20 protein-coding genes are annotated in these 19,349 nt (G+C 70.1%); 6 read left to right on the forward strand and 14 right to left on the reverse strand.

Features of this window, described 5'->3' with window-relative positions; genetic code table 11:
• Positions 1-25: 25 nt before the first annotated feature.
• Positions 26-1,288: an efflux RND transporter periplasmic adaptor subunit gene (locus ABGB10_RS16600; protein ID WP_347661744.1), complete on the reverse strand. Its 1,263-nt coding sequence runs from the start codon at positions 1,286-1,288 to the stop codon at positions 26-28.
• 243 nt (positions 1,289-1,531) lie between these two features.
• Here ABGB10_RS16600 and ABGB10_RS16605 point away from each other — a divergent pair, with 243 nt between their 5' ends.
• Positions 1,532-2,125, forward strand: coding sequence for a hypothetical protein (locus ABGB10_RS16605; protein ID WP_347661745.1), 594 nt, complete (start codon positions 1,532-1,534; stop codon positions 2,123-2,125).
• 240 nt (positions 2,126-2,365) lie between these two features.
• On the opposite strand, the gene ABGB10_RS16610 is transcribed toward ABGB10_RS16605, so the two are convergent.
• From ABGB10_RS16610 to ABGB10_RS16635, 6 genes are all read right to left on the reverse strand, one after another.
• Positions 2,366-4,039, reverse strand: coding sequence for a CotH kinase family protein (locus tag ABGB10_RS16610; protein ID WP_347661746.1), 1,674 nt, complete (start codon positions 4,037-4,039; stop codon positions 2,366-2,368).
• Positions 4,039-4,716, reverse strand: a complete 678-nt coding sequence (locus tag ABGB10_RS16615) for a DUF4956 domain-containing protein (RefSeq protein WP_030487813.1) — start codon at positions 4,714-4,716, stop codon at positions 4,039-4,041. The genes ABGB10_RS16610 and ABGB10_RS16615 overlap by 1 nt, the downstream gene beginning before the upstream one ends.
• A gap of 4 nt (positions 4,717-4,720) precedes the next feature.
• Complete coding sequence (locus ABGB10_RS16620; protein ID WP_347661747.1) at positions 4,721-5,656, reverse strand: polyphosphate polymerase domain-containing protein; 936 nt, start codon at positions 5,654-5,656, stop codon at positions 4,721-4,723.
• A 289-nt stretch (positions 5,657-5,945) separates the two neighbouring features.
• Positions 5,946-7,577 (reverse strand): hypothetical protein, encoded by a 1,632-nt coding sequence (locus ABGB10_RS16625; RefSeq protein ID WP_347661748.1) that lies wholly within the window; start codon positions 7,575-7,577, stop codon positions 5,946-5,948.
• Positions 7,574-8,473 (reverse strand): ABC transporter ATP-binding protein, encoded by a 900-nt coding sequence (locus ABGB10_RS16630; protein WP_347661749.1) that lies wholly within the window; start codon positions 8,471-8,473, stop codon positions 7,574-7,576. The genes ABGB10_RS16625 and ABGB10_RS16630 overlap by 4 nt, the downstream gene beginning before the upstream one ends.
• Before the next feature lie 214 nt (positions 8,474-8,687).
• Positions 8,688-10,103 carry an FAD-dependent oxidoreductase gene (locus ABGB10_RS16635; RefSeq protein WP_347661750.1) on the reverse strand — a complete coding sequence of 472 codons (1,416 nt, stop codon included), beginning with the start codon at positions 10,101-10,103 and terminating at the stop codon, positions 8,688-8,690.
• Between the two features lie 191 nt (positions 10,104-10,294).
• Here ABGB10_RS16635 and ABGB10_RS16640 point away from each other — a divergent pair, with 191 nt between their 5' ends.
• The 5 genes from ABGB10_RS16640 to arsB all read left to right on the forward strand — a co-directional run bounded on the left by ABGB10_RS16640 (position 10,295) and on the right by arsB (position 14,300).
• Complete coding sequence (locus ABGB10_RS16640; protein ID WP_347661751.1) at positions 10,295-10,672, forward strand: metalloregulator ArsR/SmtB family transcription factor; 378 nt, start codon at positions 10,295-10,297, stop codon at positions 10,670-10,672.
• Between the two features lie 142 nt (positions 10,673-10,814).
• Positions 10,815-11,507, forward strand: coding sequence for a helix-turn-helix domain-containing protein (locus ABGB10_RS16645; RefSeq protein WP_347661752.1), 693 nt, complete (start codon positions 10,815-10,817; stop codon positions 11,505-11,507).
• A 231-nt stretch (positions 11,508-11,738) separates the two neighbouring features.
• A complete protein-coding gene (locus tag ABGB10_RS16650; RefSeq protein ID WP_347661753.1) occupies positions 11,739-12,146 on the forward strand; it encodes an arsenate reductase ArsC in 408 nt (135 codons plus the stop codon).
• Between the two features lie 69 nt (positions 12,147-12,215).
• Entirely contained in the window at positions 12,216-13,145 is a 930-nt protein-coding gene (gene trxB, locus ABGB10_RS16655; RefSeq protein ID WP_347661754.1) for a thioredoxin-disulfide reductase, read from the forward strand.
• Positions 13,146-13,223: 78 nt separating this feature from the next.
• Positions 13,224-14,300, forward strand: a complete 1,077-nt coding sequence (gene arsB / locus ABGB10_RS16660; protein WP_347661755.1) for an ACR3 family arsenite efflux transporter — start codon at positions 13,224-13,226, stop codon at positions 14,298-14,300.
• A gap of 35 nt (positions 14,301-14,335) precedes the next feature.
• Here arsB and ABGB10_RS16665 read toward each other — a convergent pair whose 3' ends face one another.
• From ABGB10_RS16665 to ABGB10_RS16695, 7 genes are all read right to left on the reverse strand, one after another.
• Positions 14,336-15,028, reverse strand: coding sequence for a cation transporter (locus ABGB10_RS16665; RefSeq protein WP_347661756.1), 693 nt, complete (start codon positions 15,026-15,028; stop codon positions 14,336-14,338).
• Positions 15,028-15,375, reverse strand: coding sequence for a metalloregulator ArsR/SmtB family transcription factor (locus tag ABGB10_RS16670; protein WP_347661757.1), 348 nt, complete (start codon positions 15,373-15,375; stop codon positions 15,028-15,030). Before ABGB10_RS16670 ends, ABGB10_RS16665 begins: the two co-directional genes overlap by 1 nt.
• Positions 15,376-15,485: 110 nt before the next feature.
• The gene (locus ABGB10_RS16675; protein WP_347661758.1) at positions 15,486-15,794 is read right to left on the reverse strand and encodes a metalloregulator ArsR/SmtB family transcription factor; all 309 of its coding nucleotides are present in this window, start codon (positions 15,792-15,794) and stop codon (positions 15,486-15,488) included.
• Positions 15,791-16,630: a metal ABC transporter permease gene (locus tag ABGB10_RS16680; protein WP_347661759.1), complete on the reverse strand. Its 840-nt coding sequence runs from the start codon at positions 16,628-16,630 to the stop codon at positions 15,791-15,793. The genes ABGB10_RS16675 and ABGB10_RS16680 overlap by 4 nt, the downstream gene beginning before the upstream one ends.
• A complete protein-coding gene (locus tag ABGB10_RS16685) occupies positions 16,614-17,501 on the reverse strand; it encodes a metal ABC transporter permease (RefSeq protein ID WP_347661760.1) in 888 nt (295 codons plus the stop codon). Before ABGB10_RS16685 ends, ABGB10_RS16680 begins: the two co-directional genes overlap by 17 nt.
• Entirely contained in the window at positions 17,498-18,268 is a 771-nt protein-coding gene (locus ABGB10_RS16690; RefSeq protein ID WP_347661761.1) for a metal ABC transporter ATP-binding protein, read from the reverse strand. The genes ABGB10_RS16685 and ABGB10_RS16690 overlap by 4 nt, the downstream gene beginning before the upstream one ends.
• A 1-nt stretch (position 18,269) precedes the next feature.
• Positions 18,270-19,259, reverse strand: a complete 990-nt coding sequence (locus ABGB10_RS16695) for a metal ABC transporter substrate-binding protein (protein ID WP_347661762.1) — start codon at positions 19,257-19,259, stop codon at positions 18,270-18,272.
• Positions 19,260-19,349 lie beyond the last annotated feature (90 nt).

The following is a 19,349-nucleotide window of genomic DNA, read 5'->3' on the forward strand; positions in this document are numbered from 1 at the left end:
TTCTTCTATCGGAGCTACCTCGGAGTCAGCTAGGACCAGCCTTTGCGCCGGCTGTGACGATCTCGTCGCCTTCGATGAGTCCGCTGGTGATCTCCGTGTACTGGTCGCCGCGTAGCCCGACGCCGACGGCGCGGGCCTGATAACCAGTGGCCGTCCTGACCACGACGGTCCCATCGGCGTGCACCGCCGCCGACGGTGCCCGCAACACGCCGGCGACCTCACCGGTCCGCACCCGGACGTTCGCGCTCTGGCCCACAAGGAGCTCGGCCGGGACCTCCTCGAAAGCGAGCACGATGCCGTACCGCACCAGGTCTCCATCGGCGGCACCGACCGGGTCGATCCGCACGACGCGGGCGGCGAACTCCTCGTTCGGCCGATTGGCGAGCGTAACCGTCGCGTTCTGACCCATCTCCAGGCGACCCGCGTAGGCCTCCGGTGCATCAGCCGCCACCTGCATGCCCGCCACGTCGGCCAGGGTGACGAACGCGCCGCCGGTTCGCACGTCGGCACCCACCGCACCGGCCACCGTGAGCACCTTCCCGCCGATCGGCGCCTTGATCCTGGTGCCGGCAAGTTGATCCTCGGCGTCGGCCAACGCGACCTCGGCACTGGTCACCCGCTGCTGCGCGGCGAGCACAGGATCTGCGGCCCGCTGACCGGAACACCCGGCGTCCCGACCGACGCCCGGCACCGCACCGCCGGGTGCCTGACCACCGGGCGCCTGACCACCGCCCGGTTTCTGGCCGCTACCGGAGCCCGGTGACTGGCTCGCGGTCGGCTGGACCGATCGGGTCGGCGAGGGCGACGGTTGGCCGCTCGGTGCCACCGACGGTGTCACCGAAGGCGACGGGGTCGTGGGAGGCGACGGCGTCGCGCCGCCACTCGCGAGCAGAGCAATCGGGACGATCTGCCCGACGCGGGCGGCAGCGATGGGGCAGGCGGCCGGCCCCGCGTCGCTCGTCTTCTCGGCCTCGTCGAGCGCCTCCTCCGCGTCCTCCAGCGCCTGCCGCCTGTCGGCCACCCGCTCCTTGGCGTCGGTGGCGTCGATCTCGGCGAGCACCTGACCGGTCTTCACCTGGTCACCGGGGCGTACGTTGACCGCCGTCACCGCACCGTCGGTGGCGAAGCCGAGCGTGCGGGTCTGCGCGGGCTCAAGCGATCCGGTCGTCGCGACCGCCGTGACGACCTCGCCCCGGTCGACGCGCGCAGTGCTGGTGTTGCCCGAGCGAGCCGACCCTCCCCGGTGCGACGTCCACACCACCGCCGCGACGCCGAGCACGACCAGCACGGCGAGACCGCACACAGCGAGCCTGGCGTAGCCACGCCATCTTCCTCGGAGAAAGCCCATAAGCGGCGAGTATCGGGGGCTCACCTCGCAGATCGCTGAGCCGTACCTCGGAGTTCCCTCAGAGTCGATTCGAAGGGTTCTTTGAGCTTCACCTGACCTGACACGGAGGTAGTGGCGGTTGCATGGGCCGGTGTGCCGCGGCACGTTCCCCGAATCCGGCGGCACGACGAGGATGGAGGACCTGTGTCTCTGCGCACGCGACAGTCTCCCCGCCTGCGATGGACCCTGGCGTTCGCCGCCGGGTCGGCAGCGCTGCTCATGGTGGCCGGTTGCGGCTCGGATGGTGAGGGTGGGTCCAGCGATCCCGGCCAGACCTCCGCAGGCGCGCCGGAGGGGATGTCGGCATACCTCGACTGCCTACGCGGCCAGGGCATCGACATCTCGAACACCTTGCCCTCGGGCCGGCCGACCTCATTTCCCTCCGGGCGTCCCACCGCGTTCCCGTCCGGGCGTCCCACCGCGTTCCCGTCCGGGCGTCCCACCGCGTTCCCGTCCGGTGGGCCGGGTGGTGGGCGGATGGATGGCTTCCGCCCGCCAGGGGTCGACGACGCGAGCTGGCAGAAGGCACAGGAGGCGTGCGCGTCACAGCGGCCCACCGGTGGTCCGGGGGGCAACGGCCCCGGGGGCGGCAACCGCGAGGCAGACGCCGCCTACCGCAACTGCCTTGCCGACCGCGGTGTCGACCTTCGGGCCAACCCGGCTACGACCGATCCCAAGGTCGCGGAGGCCATGCAGGCGTGCAACGTGCTCCGCCCCAGCGCCACCGCCACGCCCTAGACGAGTAGGTCCTCACCCTGGCTCGGGCTGTGGACGCGGCCGGCGGTGACCGGCGGTCACCTCCGTGGAGGGCGGCTACGACACAAGCGGTTGCGGGCGGCATTGCCGCTGCTCAAGCCAGCGATCCGCGTGGTCGCGACGGACACCGACCTGCCGATCGACGGACACCCACGGACGGCGGTGTGCCTGCATCGCACACCGCCGCCCGCCGAGTCCTACGCCTCGTCGCCGGCTACCGCGTCACCCGCTGGTGATGACGCTGTCGGTGGCGAGGTGCTCGGTGCGCTGCCGGACGAGTGTCGTCAGTTGTTCGACGTCCGCCGCGGTCTTCTGCTGGTCATACCCTGTGACCGTGGACAGGACCCTGGTGATGGTCTCGACGGCGTTCGACGCGGTGCCCTCCGCGTAGATCTTGCGGTAGAGCTCGCGGTACGCGTTCTCGTACACCAGCTTGAAGGCGGCGCTGGCGAGGAAGCGTTCCTTGAGCTTGTTGCCGCCGAAGCCGTTCGGCCGGCCCTGCGCATCGGCGGCGTCCCCGCCCGGACGCGGCATGCCCTGCGGCGGCGGCTGCATGCCCTCAGGAAGCTGCATGCCCTCGGGTAGTTGCATGCCGCCGGGTACGGCGCCTCCACCCGGCGGGAAACGGCCGCCCATCCGACTGGGATCGTGCGGGCCCTGGGTGGCGTCGCCGGTAAGGGTGAGGTTGTAGTCCCAACCGACGACGGTGAACTTCTTCGTGTCCAGGTCGTACCACAGGTAGTAGTTGCGGCCGGGCCCCGCCATGTCGTCGAAGTTGAGCAGAAGGTTCTGCACGGCCAGGTAGCGGGCGAGGGCCGGTACGTCGACATGGTCGTCCAGGTGGGCGGCGAAGTCCGCGTCGCTGCTGGTGTTCACCCACCTGATCAGGTTGATGACGGGCTGGAGATCCTGGCTGCCCTTCATCGTGATCTGTTTGAAGTCGTCGGTATAGCTGGTCGGGTCGTCGCCCTGGTCGGTGAACTGCCCGGTGGCCAGGCTCTTGTACAGCACACCATCACCGCCCAGCGTGTCGGCGAAGCCTTCGTCCGGGTGCTCGACGATGAGCCGGGCCGTGGTGGGCCGGTCGTTGACGGTGAAACTCGAGTACGCGTACCGCTGGGCGACCTCGGAGGCGGCGGCCAACACGTGCAGCGACACCGCCTCGTTGAGGACCGTGGTGCCGCCACCCATGCCCGCGACCCGCACGGCGACCTCGCGGTGGCCCTGGTAGCGGCGGCCCTCGACGAACTCGTCGAAGCGGATCAGCCACGGCAGGGTCTCCGGTTCCTCGGCCTCGAGCGATGCGCGGGCGAACCCGCCCGGACCCGCACCGCCTGGCGCCGCGCCTTCCGGCGCACCCGCTGGTACGCCGCCGGGGAAGCCCTCGGGTGGACCGTTGCCACCCGGTCGAGGGCCCTGTCCACCACCTGGGGGCCCACCAGGGCCGAACCCCCGCTGCCGAGCTTCGCCGTCCCGAGTCAGTCCGGCGAGAGTGGAGTTGCCCTTCAGTCGGATTCCCACGCTGGGAATGCGCGTGCCGTCGACCGTCAGGTCGGCCTCCAGGAAACTCTTCTCGTTGTCCTTCCAGAAGTCGTCGAGCAGCCGCTGGTAGTCCTCGTCGCGGAACGTCACCGTGATCCGATGCGCCACCGTCGCGTCGAACAGGTCCGCCGTCCCGCCGATGTTCTGGGTGACCTGGTCGGCGGTGGTGGCGCTACTGGTCACCAGCGGCGTGACCCGTACGGTGCTGAACACCACCGCGCAGACGACGATGAACACCGCGCAGGCGGCAAGCAGCTTCCAGTAGTGGCGCACCCGCACCGGAATCCGGTGCGCCAGCCGTCGCCGCACGGCAGCGGGCGGGGGCGCCGCCGACGGTGGCGATGGTGGTGCCATCACAGGTCCGTCTGGTCGTAGCCGGTCAGCACGGTGACCCGCTGCCCGCCGGTCCGCTCGCCGAGGGCCGCGATCAGGTCGCCGGGTCCGTGGCCCTTCTTGAGCCGGACGGTGTACATCATCTCGGTCAGCGCACCACCGCGGATCGACTCCATGCTGACCAGCTCGAACTCACTGGTGTGCGCGATGAGAATGTCCTGGATGTTCGCGGTGTAGTCGCCGTCCGGCGGAACCTGAACCTTCACCACCTGCCGCTGGATGCTGGAGGCGAACCAGTTGAACCGGTACATCACCAGGATGATGAGGCTGATCGCCACCGCGGCGACGATCGCCAGGGTGTAGAACCTGGTGCCGGCGGCCATGCCGACACCCATCACGAGGAAGATGAAGCCGACATCCCGGGTCTCCTTGATGGCGTTGCGGAACCGCACCACCGACAGCGCCCCGACGAGGGCGAACGCGCGGGCGATGTTCGACCCGACCACCAGCATGATCAGCGCGATGAGCATGCCGAGGATGACGAGGGTCTGCACGTAGGACTGGCTGTAGGAGACATTGCGGTGGGTGAATCGGTAGACCCAGCCGATCATGGCGCTGAGCACGAACGACAGCGACAGCGCGATCGCGATGTCGCCGACGCTGAACGTGCCAGACAGATCCTGGACGTCGAATGGCATGGGGTCAGGCCTCACTTCGGGCAGCAGCCGGCACGGGGGTGCCGGCGGGGTCGTCATCGGAAACATGGAAAACCGATCGGGGTACGCGGCCGAACGCCTCGACGCTCTGGCAGTACTTCGAAATCCGCACCACCGACATGCTCAGCTCGGCCGCGAGGTCGGTGAGCCAGTACGGGACCCGCTCGTTCGCCTTCAGCTCCACGACCGCGAGCCGAGGCGGGACGATGAGCCGGTTCTCGGCGTCGGCGCCGAGGTGGAAGTCGCGGTCGCGGCCACGTACCCGCTGGTCGACGGTGACCCGGAGACCAGCCTCCGCACCGCGACCGACGAACGCCTCACGCTGATAACCGGTCATTGCCACCGGGCGCAGGTCCAGCCGACAGAGCAGGTCCAGGACCTCCTCGAGGAACGCTCGTTGGCCCGGCTCGTGTGCGACCATCTCCCGGCGGTCGCACAGGTCGCGGGCGAGGTGGTACGGCAACGCGACCCGGCGCTTCTGAGTGACCCGGTTGACCCGCTGCTTGATCTCCACGAACACCGTGCTGTCGTCGTTGACGGTCAACCGGTCGCCGTAGTGCCGCACCCGCAACTTGCGCCGAAACCGCAAGCCCTCGATCTTCTCCCAGTAGAACCGAAGGTCACGGGTGTCGTAGTAGACGCTCCAGACGCCGTAGCCACCACCGACGCCGTGACTGTCGGCGTCGAGCCGGCTGGCGAGTGCCCTGCGCAGCACGGGCACGGCCGTGCTCGGCATCAGATACTTGATCTCGTAGCGGTTGAAGGCGTGCAGCCTGCTCGGTGCCCGCAGCGCATGACCGACGTGATCGTCGCTACGGCCGGCGGCCTGGTTGCCCGACGGGGTCGAACGGTCGGAGTCTGGTGGTTCACCGCCACCGGGGCGGTCCGGCGGCACGGTACGTCGTCGGAACGGCAGTCGCATCCTCGTGGCCCATCTGATTACGGTCGGGACGAAGTGGACGTAACCAGGTGAACCTCAAAGCGGCCTTTGAACTACGTAAGAACTGAGGGTGAACGCAGAGTGTCCGAAGGGTGGCCGGCGACGGTCGGTCGAGACGCGCGTCGGCGGCGGGGCTGAGGCCAAGGGGCTCCAGCAGCGGTGCCGTCGCGACGCCGCCCGGGGCAGCCTCGTCCGGAGCCCCGACAGGCCCCGATGAATGCCCGGTTGTCGAGGGCCCTCTCGCGCACCCGACCGCCTGCTGCGGCCGTTTTCAGCCCTGAAGATCGCGCCGCCGATAGCCCATGACACCGGCCACGCCCAGGGCGACGCCCAGCGTGGTCATGATCAGCGTGCTGGTCCAGTCGACCGCAGTCAGCGGGACCGGCGCCAGGTGGGCGAACGGCGAGAGTTCGCGAACCCAGCCGGGTGCGCCGACGCTGTCGGCGATCACCAGGAGCAAGAACCCGCCGATCGCGGGCAACGATCCAGCGAAGGCCGCCACCCGCGGCGCCCAGCCGGCGGCGAGAGTGGCCGCCCCGAGACTGAGCAGCACGACCGGCAGCGTGTTCCCGGCCCCACCCAATGCGGCAAGCAAGCTGAGACCACCTCCGGTCGCGGTGATGCCCACCCAGACAGCGAAACCGGCAACACCTACCAGGGCCATCGAACCTGCGGCCGTCGCACCGATCTCAGCGGCGAGCAGACGGATCCGGGTGACCGGCTGAGCAGTCAGCAGCGTGAGATTGCGGCTGTTCTCAGCCGCGACGAGAGCGGACACACGGACCGCCGCGAACCCCCCGACAGGCAACGCCAGCAGCGAGAACAAGGTCGCGACGAACCCCTCGACCGCACCGAGCGCACTGAACCCGGCTCGCGCCGCCTCCTCGGCGAGCGCCGGATTGTCGGTCAGGAACTCGGTGACCGACACCGTGGTGAAACCGATGAGCAGGTAGTAGGCGCCGATGCCCAAGATCCAGCCGGTCAAGGGCCGCAGCATGCGCCGCACCGCAAACGCACCCACGCCGGACAGCAGCATCAGTCGCGGGCGGCGGCCGCCGGCGACCGCGATCAGACCGCCACGCACATCACGGCGGCCAGCAGCGGCAACCGCGACGCCGGCCAGCAGCACCGCCGCAGCCAGCAGAATCAGCAGCGGCAGGATCCGGTTCCGCGCGTACGGCTCGCTGAGAGCGAGCAGCCCGAACGGTGACAACCAGCGCAACCACCCAAGTCCGGCGAGGCCGTCGCCGACCATGCGCATCAACAGGCCCGTACCGAGCACTGCCACGGCGGTTCCGGTCGCGGCCGCCCGGGTCGGGAACACCTGCGCGGCCAGTCCGGCGACGGCGACGAAGAACAACCCGAGCACACCGATACCGGCACCGTGCACGGCAGCCCCGGCCGAGTCGGTACCGGCCAGCAGCAGCACCACGGCCACGGCGACGCCCGCGGCGACCGGGACGACCATCACGGCGACCAGGTGACGGGCCACGACGTCTCGCAGCGGCACCCGCCCCGCCAGCAGCACGTCCCACCGGCCGGCGTCCTCCTCACCCCGGGTGATGCGGGTGCATGCCAGGATCGCCCAGGCGGCGAGCAGGACAGCGAGAAAGGTGCCGACCCGCCACACCGTGAATCCGCCAGCCTGCTCAAGGGCGATCGGCTCGCCGAACAGGGTCCGGATGGCAGGGTTGGCGGCGAGCGTGGCAATGCTGCCCGCCGCGGCGGGATCCGCCATGACGCTGGCGTATGTGCTCGCCACGAGCGCCGGCATGGCAGCGACGAGCACCAGCACGATCAGGCCGCTGCGGCGTACCTGGCGCACTGCCAGCCTGGTGACGGCCCTCCCGGGGGCGGCCGGCACGCTGCGTCCGATGGCGGACGGGACCGTCCTGGTGTTCATCGAGGGCTCTCCGCGGCACCGTAGTAGTCGAGGAAGATCTCCTCGAGGTTCGGTTCGCGGATTGCCAACGCGGAGACCTCGGTGCCGGCGAGCGCCCGCAACGCCGGTGCCGGCGGCCCGATGAGCGAGAACCGTAGTCGCCCGGGACTGACCTGTTCGACCGCGTCGACGCCAGGGACCAGATCAAGACCTGGCGGCGGTACGCCGATGTACGACACGGTCACCTCGGCGCGGTGCAGACCCCGCAGCTGTTCGATGGTGGCGATCTCGACGAGCCGGCCGGCCCGCAGGATCGCGACACGGTCACAGACCGCCTCGACCTCGGCCAGCTGGTGCGAGCTGAGAAACACGGTCTGTCCACGGTCACGGGCCTCGGCGACAGCGAGGCGGAACTCGCGTTCCACCAACGGATCGAGGCCGCTGGTCGGCTCGTCCAGCACCAACAGCGGCGCTCGGGTCGCGAACGCCGCGACGAGCGCCACCTTCTGCCGATTCCCCGTCGAGTAGGTACGGGCCGGCTTGCTGATATCCAGCCCGAACCGTTGCACCAGTTCATTGCGGTACGCCAGATCGACGCCCGGCCCGGTACACGCCTGCAGGTGCAGGATCTCCGCGCCGGTCAGCTGCGGCCACAACGCCACGTCGGCCGGCACGTACGCCAGCGACCGGTGCGCTCGGGCGACGTCCGCCGCGTCGCTGTCGAACACCCAGGCACGCCCCGACGTGGGACGAGTCTGCCCCAGCAGCAGGCGGATGGTAGTGGACTTGCCTGCGCCGTTGGGGCCGAGAAACCCGAAGACCTCACCAGCCGGGACTTCGAGGCACAGGTCGTCGAGCGCCGTGAAACGGCCGTACCGTTTGGTCAGATTGATGGCACGCAACGCGAGATCGTTCATGACGGAAGTCCTCAGCAGCCGACGCGGATATGACCGCCGACCAGACTTCCCGGCACACCAGAGCACACCGTACTCCCGCATTCACCCGTCAGGAAGCCGTCGTGCGGACACTCTCGACCGCGCAGGAGCCGGGACTCGCGTCAAGACCTGGGACCAGGCCACGAGCAGTGTCCGCCGACTGTGGGGTCGGCGGGCACCGTCGCGGTGGCGGGCATCAGCTGCAGCAGCCGCCGGCCTGAGCGCCAGCGGGGGCGGCGTCGAGGGTGACCAGGTTCAACGGTGTGGACAGCAACCCGCCGGAGATGCCGGTGGCGAGTCCGCGCGCTGCGGGTTCGGCGGTGGGCGCCGGCCCGCAGCAACTGTCGCCGCCTGCGGTGTCCGCGGGGTTGCTGTTGCAGACGCCGGTTTCGGGCAGGTCGAGTTGGACGTCGTGGGCGGCGGCCCAGTCGCCGGCGAGGGCTGCGACGACGGAGCGGACCTGCTCGTAGCCGGTGGCCATGAGGAACGTCGGCGCCCGGCCGTAGGCCTTCATACCGACGGCGTAGTAGCCGGTTTCCGGGTGGGCGAGTTCGTTCACGCCGTGCGGCGGCACGGTGCCGCAGGAGTGCTCGTTCGGGTCGATCAACGGCGCGAGGGCGCGGGTGGCGCCCATGATCGGGTCGAGGTCCAGGCGCAGCTCGGCGGCGATCGAGTGGTCGGGGCGGAAGCCGGTGGCGGCGACGATCCGGTCCACGGTGACGGACTCCTCGCTGCCGTCGGCGTGGCGCACCACCACACTCACCCGGCCGTCTGTCGGGGTGAGGGCGTGCACGGAGAAGCCGGTGAGCAGCCGGATCCGGCCGGCGTCGACGTGCGCGCGCAGCCGTGAGCCCAGGGCACCCCGGGCGGGCAGCGCGTCGGCGTCTCCGCCGCCGTAGGTGCGCGAAGGTGAGGTGGTCCGGATCGCCCAGGTCACCTCGGTGCCCGGCGTGGACCCGGCCAGTTCGGCCAGGGACAGCAGCGTGTTCGCGGCGGAGTGGCCGGCCCCGACGACGAGGGTGTGCCTGCCGGCGAAGCGGTCCCGGGCCGCGCCGAGAACATCGGGCAACGCGTGCTCCAGGAACGCCGCGACAGTGGTCTCGCCGCGGGCGGGCAAGCCGGACGCGCCCAGGACGTTCGGGGTGCCCCAGGTGCCGGACGCGTCGATCACCGCACGGGCGAGCAGTTCCTCGCCGTCGGCGAGGCGGATCAGGAACGGAGTGGACTCACGACCGGCGGTACGCAGCCGGTCCAGGCCCAGTCGGCTGATCGCCTCGACCCGAGCGCCGTAGCGCAGGTGCGGCTTGACCTGTGGCAGCTGCGCGAGGGGCTGGAGGTAGTCGCCCGCCAGCTCCCCTCCGGTCGGCAGTCCCTCCGGGTCGGGGGCGACCCAGCCGGCCTCGTCGAGGAGGCGGAGCGCGGCCGGGTCGATGTTGTACCGCCACGGGGAGAACACCCGCACGTGGCCCCACTGCCGCACGGCGGCGCCGGGGGTGTCGCCGGCTTCCAGGACGGTGAAGGCGATGCCCCGCTCGTGCAGGTGCGCGGCGGCGGCCAGGCCGACCGGGCCGGCGCCGATGACCACGACGGGTAGCTCGTTCAGGGTTCTCATCGATCAAACTCCTCTGTTTAGATAACTGTCGAATCACATGGGTACACGGAACCCACTGGCGCGGGGCCGGGATTGCTCAGCTCGACGAGCTGCACCCGAGTCTGACCATGATCTCCTCCACTTCTCCACTGTCTTGACGTCTGTCGAAACAGACAGTTGCACGTTGATTAGAGGGATGTCAACCTAGAGGAATGTCGAAGCAAGCTGCGCCCCTCACCCTCGTCGACGTGACCGCCGATGGGTTCTGCTGCCAGCCCTTGGCGCAGCACCGCGTGCCGGCCGAGACCGCTGCGGTGCTCGCGCCGGCGTTCAAGGCCCTCGGCGACCCGGTCCGCCTGCAGCTGATGTCGATGATCGCCTCCGCCGACAACGGCGAGGCGTGCGTGTGCGACCTCACCCCCGCCTTCAACCTCACCGGCCCGACCATCTCGCATCACCTCAAGACCCTGCGCGAGGCCGGCCTCGTCGACGCGGAGCGGCGCGGCACCTGGGTGTACTACCGGGCCCGACCGGCGGTCCTGCGCCAACTCGCGGCGCTGCTCACCGTCGAACCGGTGACCGCTTCATAGCCTGCCGGCGACGCCACGATCCGCCGGACTCGTCGCCATCAGCCTCGGCCGAACCTCCGACCGGTCGGACGCGCCCACTCCCCCACCGGCATCGACTCGGCACAGTTGACAGCAACCAGGTCGCTCAGCAATAGTTGAGTCAATGACTACTGAGCTTGCCTCTCTGCAGGCGCGCGCCCGGGTCCACGCCGCGCTCGGCGACCCGGCGCGCCTGGCAATCGTCGACGCGCTCACCCTGGGCGACGCCTCCCCCGGCGAGATCGCCCACGACCTCCAGATGCCAACGAATCTGGTCGCCCACCACGTCAAGGTCCTCAGCGACGCCGGCCTCGTCGTCCGCAGCCGATCCGAGGGAGACCGCCGTCGCACCTACCTGCAGCTGCGACCCGAGGCGCTTGCCGCGCTGATGCCCGCGCCGATGGCCGGAGTCGGTCGGGTGGTGTTCGTCTGCACCCGCAACTCCGCCCGCTCGCAGCTCGCCGCCGCCCTCTGGTCGGAGCGCACCCACACCTGCGCGGCGTCGGCCGGCACGCAGCCGGCAGATCGGGTGCACCCGCGCGCCGTCGCCGTGGCTCACCGCCACGGGCTGCATCTGGACGCGACCGGCACCGCGCACCTCGCCGACATCGTGCGTGACGACGACCTGCTCATCGCCGTCTGCGACAACGCCCACGAGGAACTCACCGGCCCGGTCCGGCCCCGGCTGCACTGGTCGGTGCCCGACCCGGTCCGCGTCGACACCGACGCCGCGTTCGAGGCCGCGTTCGCCGACCTCGCCAGCCGCATCGACCGCGTCGCCCCCATCGTCACCAGTTCGCCAGGCCGTCATGACTGACACCAGCCGCACCTGCGAGATGACCACAATCCGGCGCCCAACCACAGCGCGTGAGCTTCACGCCGCCGATTGGGGCGGACCAGACGCATCGGAGCGTGCTGGATCCGTCGCGTCCCGCCGCCGTTACCGCCTGCTCGACCGCAACAGCGCCCCCGCCCGCACCCTGCTGGCGATTCCTGTGCCGGCGCCGGTCAATAGGCCCGGCAACCCGTACTGCAAGGAAGGCTCCTGATGTCCGACAAGCCCAGCGTCCTGTTCGTCTGCGTGCACAACGCCGGCCGTTCCCAGATGGCCGCCGGTTGGCTGCGCCACCTCGCCGGCGACACCGTCGAAGTGCGCTCCGCCGGCTCCGCCCCCGCCGACACCGTCAACCCTGCTGCCGTCGAGGCCATGCGCGAGGTCGGCATCGACATCACCGACCAGACGCCAAAGCTGCTCGAGTACACCACCGCGGAGTCCTCGGACGTCATCGTGACCATGGGCTGCGGTGACGCCTGCCCGGTCTTCCCCGGCAAGCGCTACGAGGACTGGAAGCTCGAAGACCCCGCCGGCAAGGGCGTCGAATCCGTACGCCCCATCCGCGACGAGATCCGTACCCGGGTGGAGAAGCTCCTCGGCGAGCTGCGCACCGCCGCCTGACCCTGTCACCATCCCCAGCCCGCCGGCCCCGCCGCCGGCGGGCGGCTGCCCCCTGATCAGGAGCTCTTCGTGTCCGACTCGCACCGTCTGATCATCATCGGCTCCGGACCCGCCGGATACACCGCCGCCCTCTACGCCGCCCGCGCCAACCTCACGCCGCTCGTCATCGAGGGCAGCCAGTCCGGCGGCGCGCTGATGACCACCACCGAGGTGGAGAACTTCCCCGGCTTCCCCGACGGGATCACCGGCCCCGACCTGATGGACACCATCCGCAAGCAGGCCGACCGCTTCGGCGCCCAATTCGTCACCGACGACGTCACCCGCGTCGACCTCACCGGCCCCACCAAGACCCTGTGGATCGGCGAGAAGGTCTACCAGGCCGAGGCCGTCATCCTGGCCACCGGTTCCGCCTGGCGGCCCCTCGGCGTCCCCGGCGAGCAGGAACTCCTCGGCCACGGCGTGTCCGCCTGCGCCACCTGCGACGGATTCTTCTTCCGCGACCAGGACATCGCCGTCATCGGCGGCGGCGACACCGCCATGGAAGAAGCCACCTTCCTCACCCGCTTCGCCCGCAGCGTCACCATCGTGCACCGCCGCGACACCTTCCGCGCAAGCCAGATCATGGCCGACCGCGCGTTGAGCAACACCAAGATCCGGGTGGCGTGGAACAGCGTCGTCGAGGAGATCCTCGGCCAGAACGGAGCCGTCGTCGGGGCCCGACTGCGCGACGTCCACACCGGCGAGACCCGCGTCCTGGATGTCACGGGCGTGTTCGTCGCCATCGGCCACGACCCCCGCAGCGAACTCTTCCGCGAGCAGGTGAGCCTCGACGACGACGGATACGTCACCGTCGACTCCCCCGGCACCCGCACCAACCTGCCCGGCGTCTTCGCCGCCGGCGACCTTGTCGACCACACCTACCGCCAGGCGATCACCGCCGCCGGCACCGGCTGCGCCGCCGCCCTCGATGCCGAGCGGTACCTCGCCGCCCAGTCCTGAGCCGCCCCGGTGCGCTCCGGTCAGCGGCCATTCGAGGGCGGCCGCATCCACTCAGGAACCAACAAAGGAACCGAGCACATGACGACACTCGCCACACCGTCGAGCACCACACCGCGGCTCTCGACGCTGGACCGGCTCCTGCCGGTATGGATCGGCGCCGCCATGGTCGCCGGGCTGCTCCTGGGCCGACTGATCCCCGGCCTCGACGACGCCCTCGACCACGTCAAGGTCGGCGGGATCTCCGTACCCATCGCCCTCGGTCTGCTGATCATGATGTACCCGGTCCTGGCCAAGGTCCGCTACGACCGCCTCGACACCGTCACCTCCGACCGACGCCTGCTGATCTCCTCGCTGGTCATCAACTGGCTCATCGGCCCCGCTGTCATGTTCGCCCTGGCCTGGCTGCTCCTACCCGACCAGCCCGCGTACCGCACCGGCCTGATCATCGTCGGTCTGGCCCGCTGCATCGCCATGGTCATCATCTGGAACGACCTGGCCTGCGGCGACCGCGAAGCCGCCGCCGTGCTGGTCGCCCTCAACTCCGTCTTCCAGGTCCTCGCCTTCGGCCTGCTCGGCTGGTTCTACCTCACCGTCCTGCCCGGCTGGCTCGGCCTGGAGCAGGCCGGACTGTCCGTCTCCGGCTGGGACATCGCCGGCAGTGTCCTGGTCTTCCTCGGTATCCCCCTGGCCGCGGGCTACCTCACCCGCAAACTCGGCGAACGCGCCAAGGGCCGCGACTGGTACGAGGCGACGTTCCTGCCCCGGATCGGTCCGGTCGCCCTGTACGGGCTGCTGTTCACCATCGTGCTGCTCTTCGCCCTGCAGGGCGACGCGATCACCGCCCAGCCCTGGGACGTCGCCCGCATCGCGCTGCCCCTGCTCGCGTACTTCGCGATCATGTGGTTCGGCTCGTTCGCCATCGGTCGGGCGATCGGCCTGAACTACGAACGCACCACCACGCTCGCCTTCACCGCGGCCGGCAACAACTTCGAGCTCGCCATCGCCGTGGCGATCGGCGTGTTCGGCGTCACCAGCGGCCAGGCCCTCGCCGGAGTCGTCGGACCGCTGATCGAGGTGCCGGTCCTGGTCGCCCTCGTCTACGTCAGCCTCGCCGCCCGCCGCCGGTTCTTCCCCACCCAGGTGACCAGGTCCTAGCCGAAAGCAGACAGTTGCCGGCTCACCTACCAGCGTCAGGTGCAGCAGCCGTCGACGCAGCCTGGTGCAGTGGAATCGCGTACCACCGTGGTGGGGGTGCAGCAGGTGTCACCGCGCCAGGCTTCGCGGCCTTCCTTGACCGCGACGGCGGCGATGGTCAGAGCGGCGGCCGGGTCGGCCCACCACCAACCGAACAGCGAGTTGAGGGCCAAGCCGACGAGCACGACGGCGGACAGGTAGGTGCACAGCAGGGTCTGTTTCGAGTCGGCGACGGCGGAGGCGGAGCCGAGTTCCCGGCCGGTGCGGCGTTGTGCGGCGGACAGGATCGGCATGACCGCCAGCGACACGGCCGCGAGTAGCAGGCCGATCGTGGAGTGCTCGGGGCGGTCGGTGCCGAGCAGAGCGCGCACGGACTCCACGCTGACGTAGCCGGCGAGGGCGAAGAACGAGATCGCGATGACGCGCAGGGCGGTGCGTTCACGGCGTTCGTGGTTCGGGCTGGAGAACTGCCACGCCACCGCGGCGGCCGAGGCCACCTCGATGACCGAGTCGAGGCCGAAGCCGATCAGCGCGGTCGACGACGCGATCGTCCCGGCGCCGATCGCCACTGCCGCTTCGATGAGGTTGTAGGTGATGGTCGCGGCCACGAACAGCCGCACCCGGCGGATCAGCACCGCCCGTCGCACCGGCGGCGGTGCGACGGTCAGCGAGATGCGCGGCGGGCTCATCAGCAGCAGCCCTCGGCCTCGGTGCTCGGGCAGGCGGCCGGGTCGACCGCGAGGACGAGACCGAGGAGATCCCCCAGGGCATGTGCGAGGCGCCCGTCGGCGAGTTCGTAGCGCGACCGGCGGCCTTCGGGCACGGCGACGACCAGGCCGCAGCCGCGCAGACACGCCAGATGATTGGAGAGGTTCTGCCTGCTCGTGCCCAGCAGGTCGGCGAGGTCTGCCGGATAGCCGGGGCCTTCGCGCAGCGCGAGCAGGAGCCGGGCCCGGACCGGGTCGGACAGGGCGTGACCGAAGCGGGCCAGGACCTGCCCGTGCGTGAGCGTCTCCACCACCTGACGGTACAGCATCGGCTGAATTAACCGGACGCTGTACTACCTGTGGACGTCGCGTGCCAACCGGTGCAGTCCAGGTTGGGCGGCGCCCGGCGGCAAGGCTGACACGACCTCCGGTGCCATGTTCAGGCCGAGTGCCGGGCGTGGTGGAGCACTTCCGTGATGAGCCGCCTGGTGGCCTCCCCCTGCAGCGTGTAGGTGACTTCTCGGCCGCGACGCTTACGCCGGATCAACCGGGCCTCCTTGAGGTACCGCAGGTGGCGGGCGATGATCGTCGAGTCCGCGGACATCTCCTCCGCCAGGGAGGCCGGCGTCTGTTCGCCGTCCTGCAGCAGCACGAGAATGCGTATCCGGTGCTCGTACGCCATGGCGCGCAGCACGACCACCGCGCGGTCCAGGGCGGTCCTCGTCTCGTCGAGGTGCGCGGTGTTCATGCGGGAACGGCCCGCAGGCGGGCGGTCGCCGTTGGCCTGGATCTGACCAGCCGGGACAGCACGGTCGACAGCGCCAGGATCGCGGTGGCGGTCAGGGTGATGCTCGCGCCGGCGGCGACGTCCCAGCGGCTCGACGCGTACAGGCCGCCGAGCCCGCTGAGAGCGCCCAGTGTGACGGCCAGGGCGGTGATGATGCTCAGCCGGTGCGACCACTGGCGCGCCGCCGCTGCCGGCGCGACGATGAGGGCGAGGGCGAGGATCGTGCCGATGGCCGGGACGATCGTCACGACCGCCACCTGGATGGCGAGCAGGGGCACGACGTCCCAGACACCGGTGGCGAAACCGGCCGCCCGCGCGCCGGCCCGGTCGAAGCCGGTGTAGCGCAGTGGACGGGCGCAGACCAGCAGGACGGCCGCGACGACGACGAGCGCCACCGCGGTGGTCACGAGGTCCTGCGGGCTGACGGTGAGGACCGATCCGACGAGGAACGATGTCAGGTCTCGACTGAAGCCGTTCTGGGTGGCGACGAGCCCGGCGCCGAGCGCGAAGCCGCCGGAGAGCACGACGCCGGTCGCCGCGGCCGTGTTCTGGCTCCTGTGGCGGCTGAGTGCGGCGACGCCCAGCGCGACGACCGCGCCCGCGAGCACACCGCCGACGAGGATGTTGACGCCGATGATGGAGGCCGCCACCACGCCGGGAAACGTGGCGTGGGTCAGTGCCATGGTGAAGAAGGACAGTCGGCGGAGCACGACGTGGACACCGACGAGTCCGGCGAGCGCGCCGGAGAGCAGCACCTCGGCCGTGGCACGGTGCAGCGCGTCATCCCACCAGTTCATGCGGAGACCTCCTTGCGTCGGAGAGGATCCGCCCGCGGTTGCGCCTCGACCGCAGCACGCCCAGCGGGAGCAGCAGCAGGTAGGCGAGCACGAGCAGCAGGACGACCGCGGAGGCCGAGGTCAGGGAGATGCCGTAGTCGACCGACGCGGTCCAGCTGGCCAGCAGGCCGCCGTATGCGGCGACGAGAATGAGACCGGTGCCGATCACCGCCATCAGCGACAGGTGTGTGGTGAGCATGCGCGCGGCCGCGGCCGGCACGATCAGCAGCGCGACCACGAGGATGGTGCCGACGGCGCGTACCGCGGCGACGACGACGAGCGCGACGATGATGTTGAGTAACAGATCGAGCCAGGCGATCCGGAAGCCGGCGGCGGCGGCTCCGGCCGGGTCGAAGGTCCGGAAGATCAGGGCGCGGGCGCTGATCAGCAGCAGCCCGAGGATGACGACCGCCAGCACGGCGGTCTCCGCGATCTGACGCGGCGTCACCGTCAGGATGCGCCCGAAGAGGAACGACGTCAGATCCGAGGTGTACGAGGAGCGCCGTGACACGAGCACCACGCCGATCGAGAACATGGCGGTGAGCACCACGGCGGTGGAGGCATCGTCGGACAACGCCCCGCCATGGCTGAGCAGGGTCAGCACCACCGCGGTCACGACGCCGGCGACCAGCGCCCCGACGACGATGCCCTCGATGCCCCCGGCCAGGAACCCGATGACGACGCCGGGAAACACGGTGTGCGTCAGCGCGTCGGAGACGAACGACAGGCGGCGGGCGAAGACGAAGACACTGACCGGTCCGCAGATGAGGGCGAGCAGCGCGAGCTCGGCCAGGGCACGCCCCATGAACGGTGCGGTGAACGGCTCGATCACGGCTCCACCAGCACTGTCCGGCCGTCAGCCACCTCGATGGCGTGTCCGCCGTACGCGCGGCGCAGCGTATCGGCCGTCAACGTCTCATCGGGCGGGCCGACCGCCCACTGCCGGCCGTTGAGCACGCAGACCGTGTCGGCGAGCTCATGTGCGACCGTCAGGTCGTGGGTGCTCAGCACCAGGGTGGTCCCGGCCGCGCTGAGTTCGCGAAGAACGGACAGGATGGCGTCCTGGCTCACCGCGTCGACTCCGTTGAACGGCTCGTCGAGGAGCAGCAGCCGTGGCTCGGCGGCGATGGCGCGGGCGAGCAGCACCCGCTGACGTTGGCCGCCGGAGAGCACGCCGAAGTGGGTCCGCGCGTGATCGGCGAGGCCGAGGCGGTCGAGTGCCTCGTGGACGGCTCGTCGGTCGGCGCGGCGGGTGGGACGCCACCAGCCGATACGCCGGTAGCGACCCATCATGACGACCTGGCCGGCGGTCACGGGAAAGTCGGCGTCGAGGGTGTCGGTCTGGGGCACGTATCCGGTGCGGGCCCGGGCCTGGGCCGGCGTACGACCAAGCACTGTGGACGTGCCGGCGAGGACCGGCACCAGGCCGAGGATCGACTTGATCAGCGTGGACTTGCCGGCGCCGTTGGGCCCGATCAGGGCCAGGCGCTGCCCGGGGACCAGGTCGAGGTCTACATCGGTGAGCACGGGCGTGCCGTGGTAGCCGACGCTCACCTCGATGTAGCGAAGGGCGGCGTCGGCCACCGCGACATCGTCCATGTCAGCCGCCCAGAGCCGTGACGATGACCTGGGTGTTGTGCCGCTCCGCGCCGAGGTAGGTGCCCTGGGGCGTGCCTTCGGCGCCGATGCTGTCGCCGTAGAGGGCGTCCTCGCCGCCGATGACCTTGACGCCCGCCTGGTTCGCGATCGCCTCGGCGCTCTTGGGCGGCAGCGACGTCTCCGCGAAGATGGCCTTCGTACCCGTCGCCTTGATCTTCGCGACGAGTTCGTTGAGTTGCTTCGCGCTCAGCTCGGCCGAGGTGTCGAGGCTGGGGATGACCGAGCCGACGAACTGCAGCTTGTACCGGTCGACGTAGTAGCCGAAGGCGTCGTGGTTGGTCACGAGCTTGCGCTGATCGGCAGGGATCCGCGCGAAGGCGGCCTCGTTGTCCGCGTCGAGCTTGTCGAGTTCCGCCGTGTAGTTCTTCAGATTGCCGGCAAAGGCCGCCGCGTGCGCGGGATCGGCCGCGGCGAGGCCCTTCTCGATGTTGGCGACCATCGTCTTGGCGTTCAGCGGGTTGTGCCAGATGTGCGGGTCGTGCTCCTCGCCCTCGTGCGCGCCCTCGCCCTCCTCGTGGCCTTCCTCGCCCTCCTCGTGGCCGCCCTCGCGCAGGGTGACGCCCTGGCTGGAGTCGACGACGGTGCCCTTGAAGCCGGCCGACTCGATCGTCTGGTCGAGCCACTCCTCAAGGCCGACACCGTTCTTGACGACGATGGCGGCCTTACCGATCGCCTGGATGTCGGCCGGGGTGGGCTCGTAGTCGTGCGGGTCCACGTTCGGCTTGATGATCTGTGTGACGGTGACGTCGCTGCCGCCGATGGTGCGGACGAAGTCGGCCACCTCGGGGGTCGTGGCGACCACGGCGAGCCGGGTGCCGGACGAGGCGTTGCTGCCGCCCTCGGCGGCACCGTCACCCGAGCCACAACCGCCGAGAAGAACGAGCGCGGCGGCGGTCGCCGCGGCGATGATCATGCGTTGTCCATGCTTCACGAAAACACTCCATTCCTGAGATGCGGAACGGTAATCGTTTTCGCTAAGTATCGTCTAATAGCGAGATGACCACACGTGCATGTGTCGTCC

Source organism: Micromonospora sp. B9E7, assembly GCF_039871815.1.
Lineage (GTDB): Bacteria > Actinomycetota > Actinomycetes > Mycobacteriales > Micromonosporaceae > Micromonospora.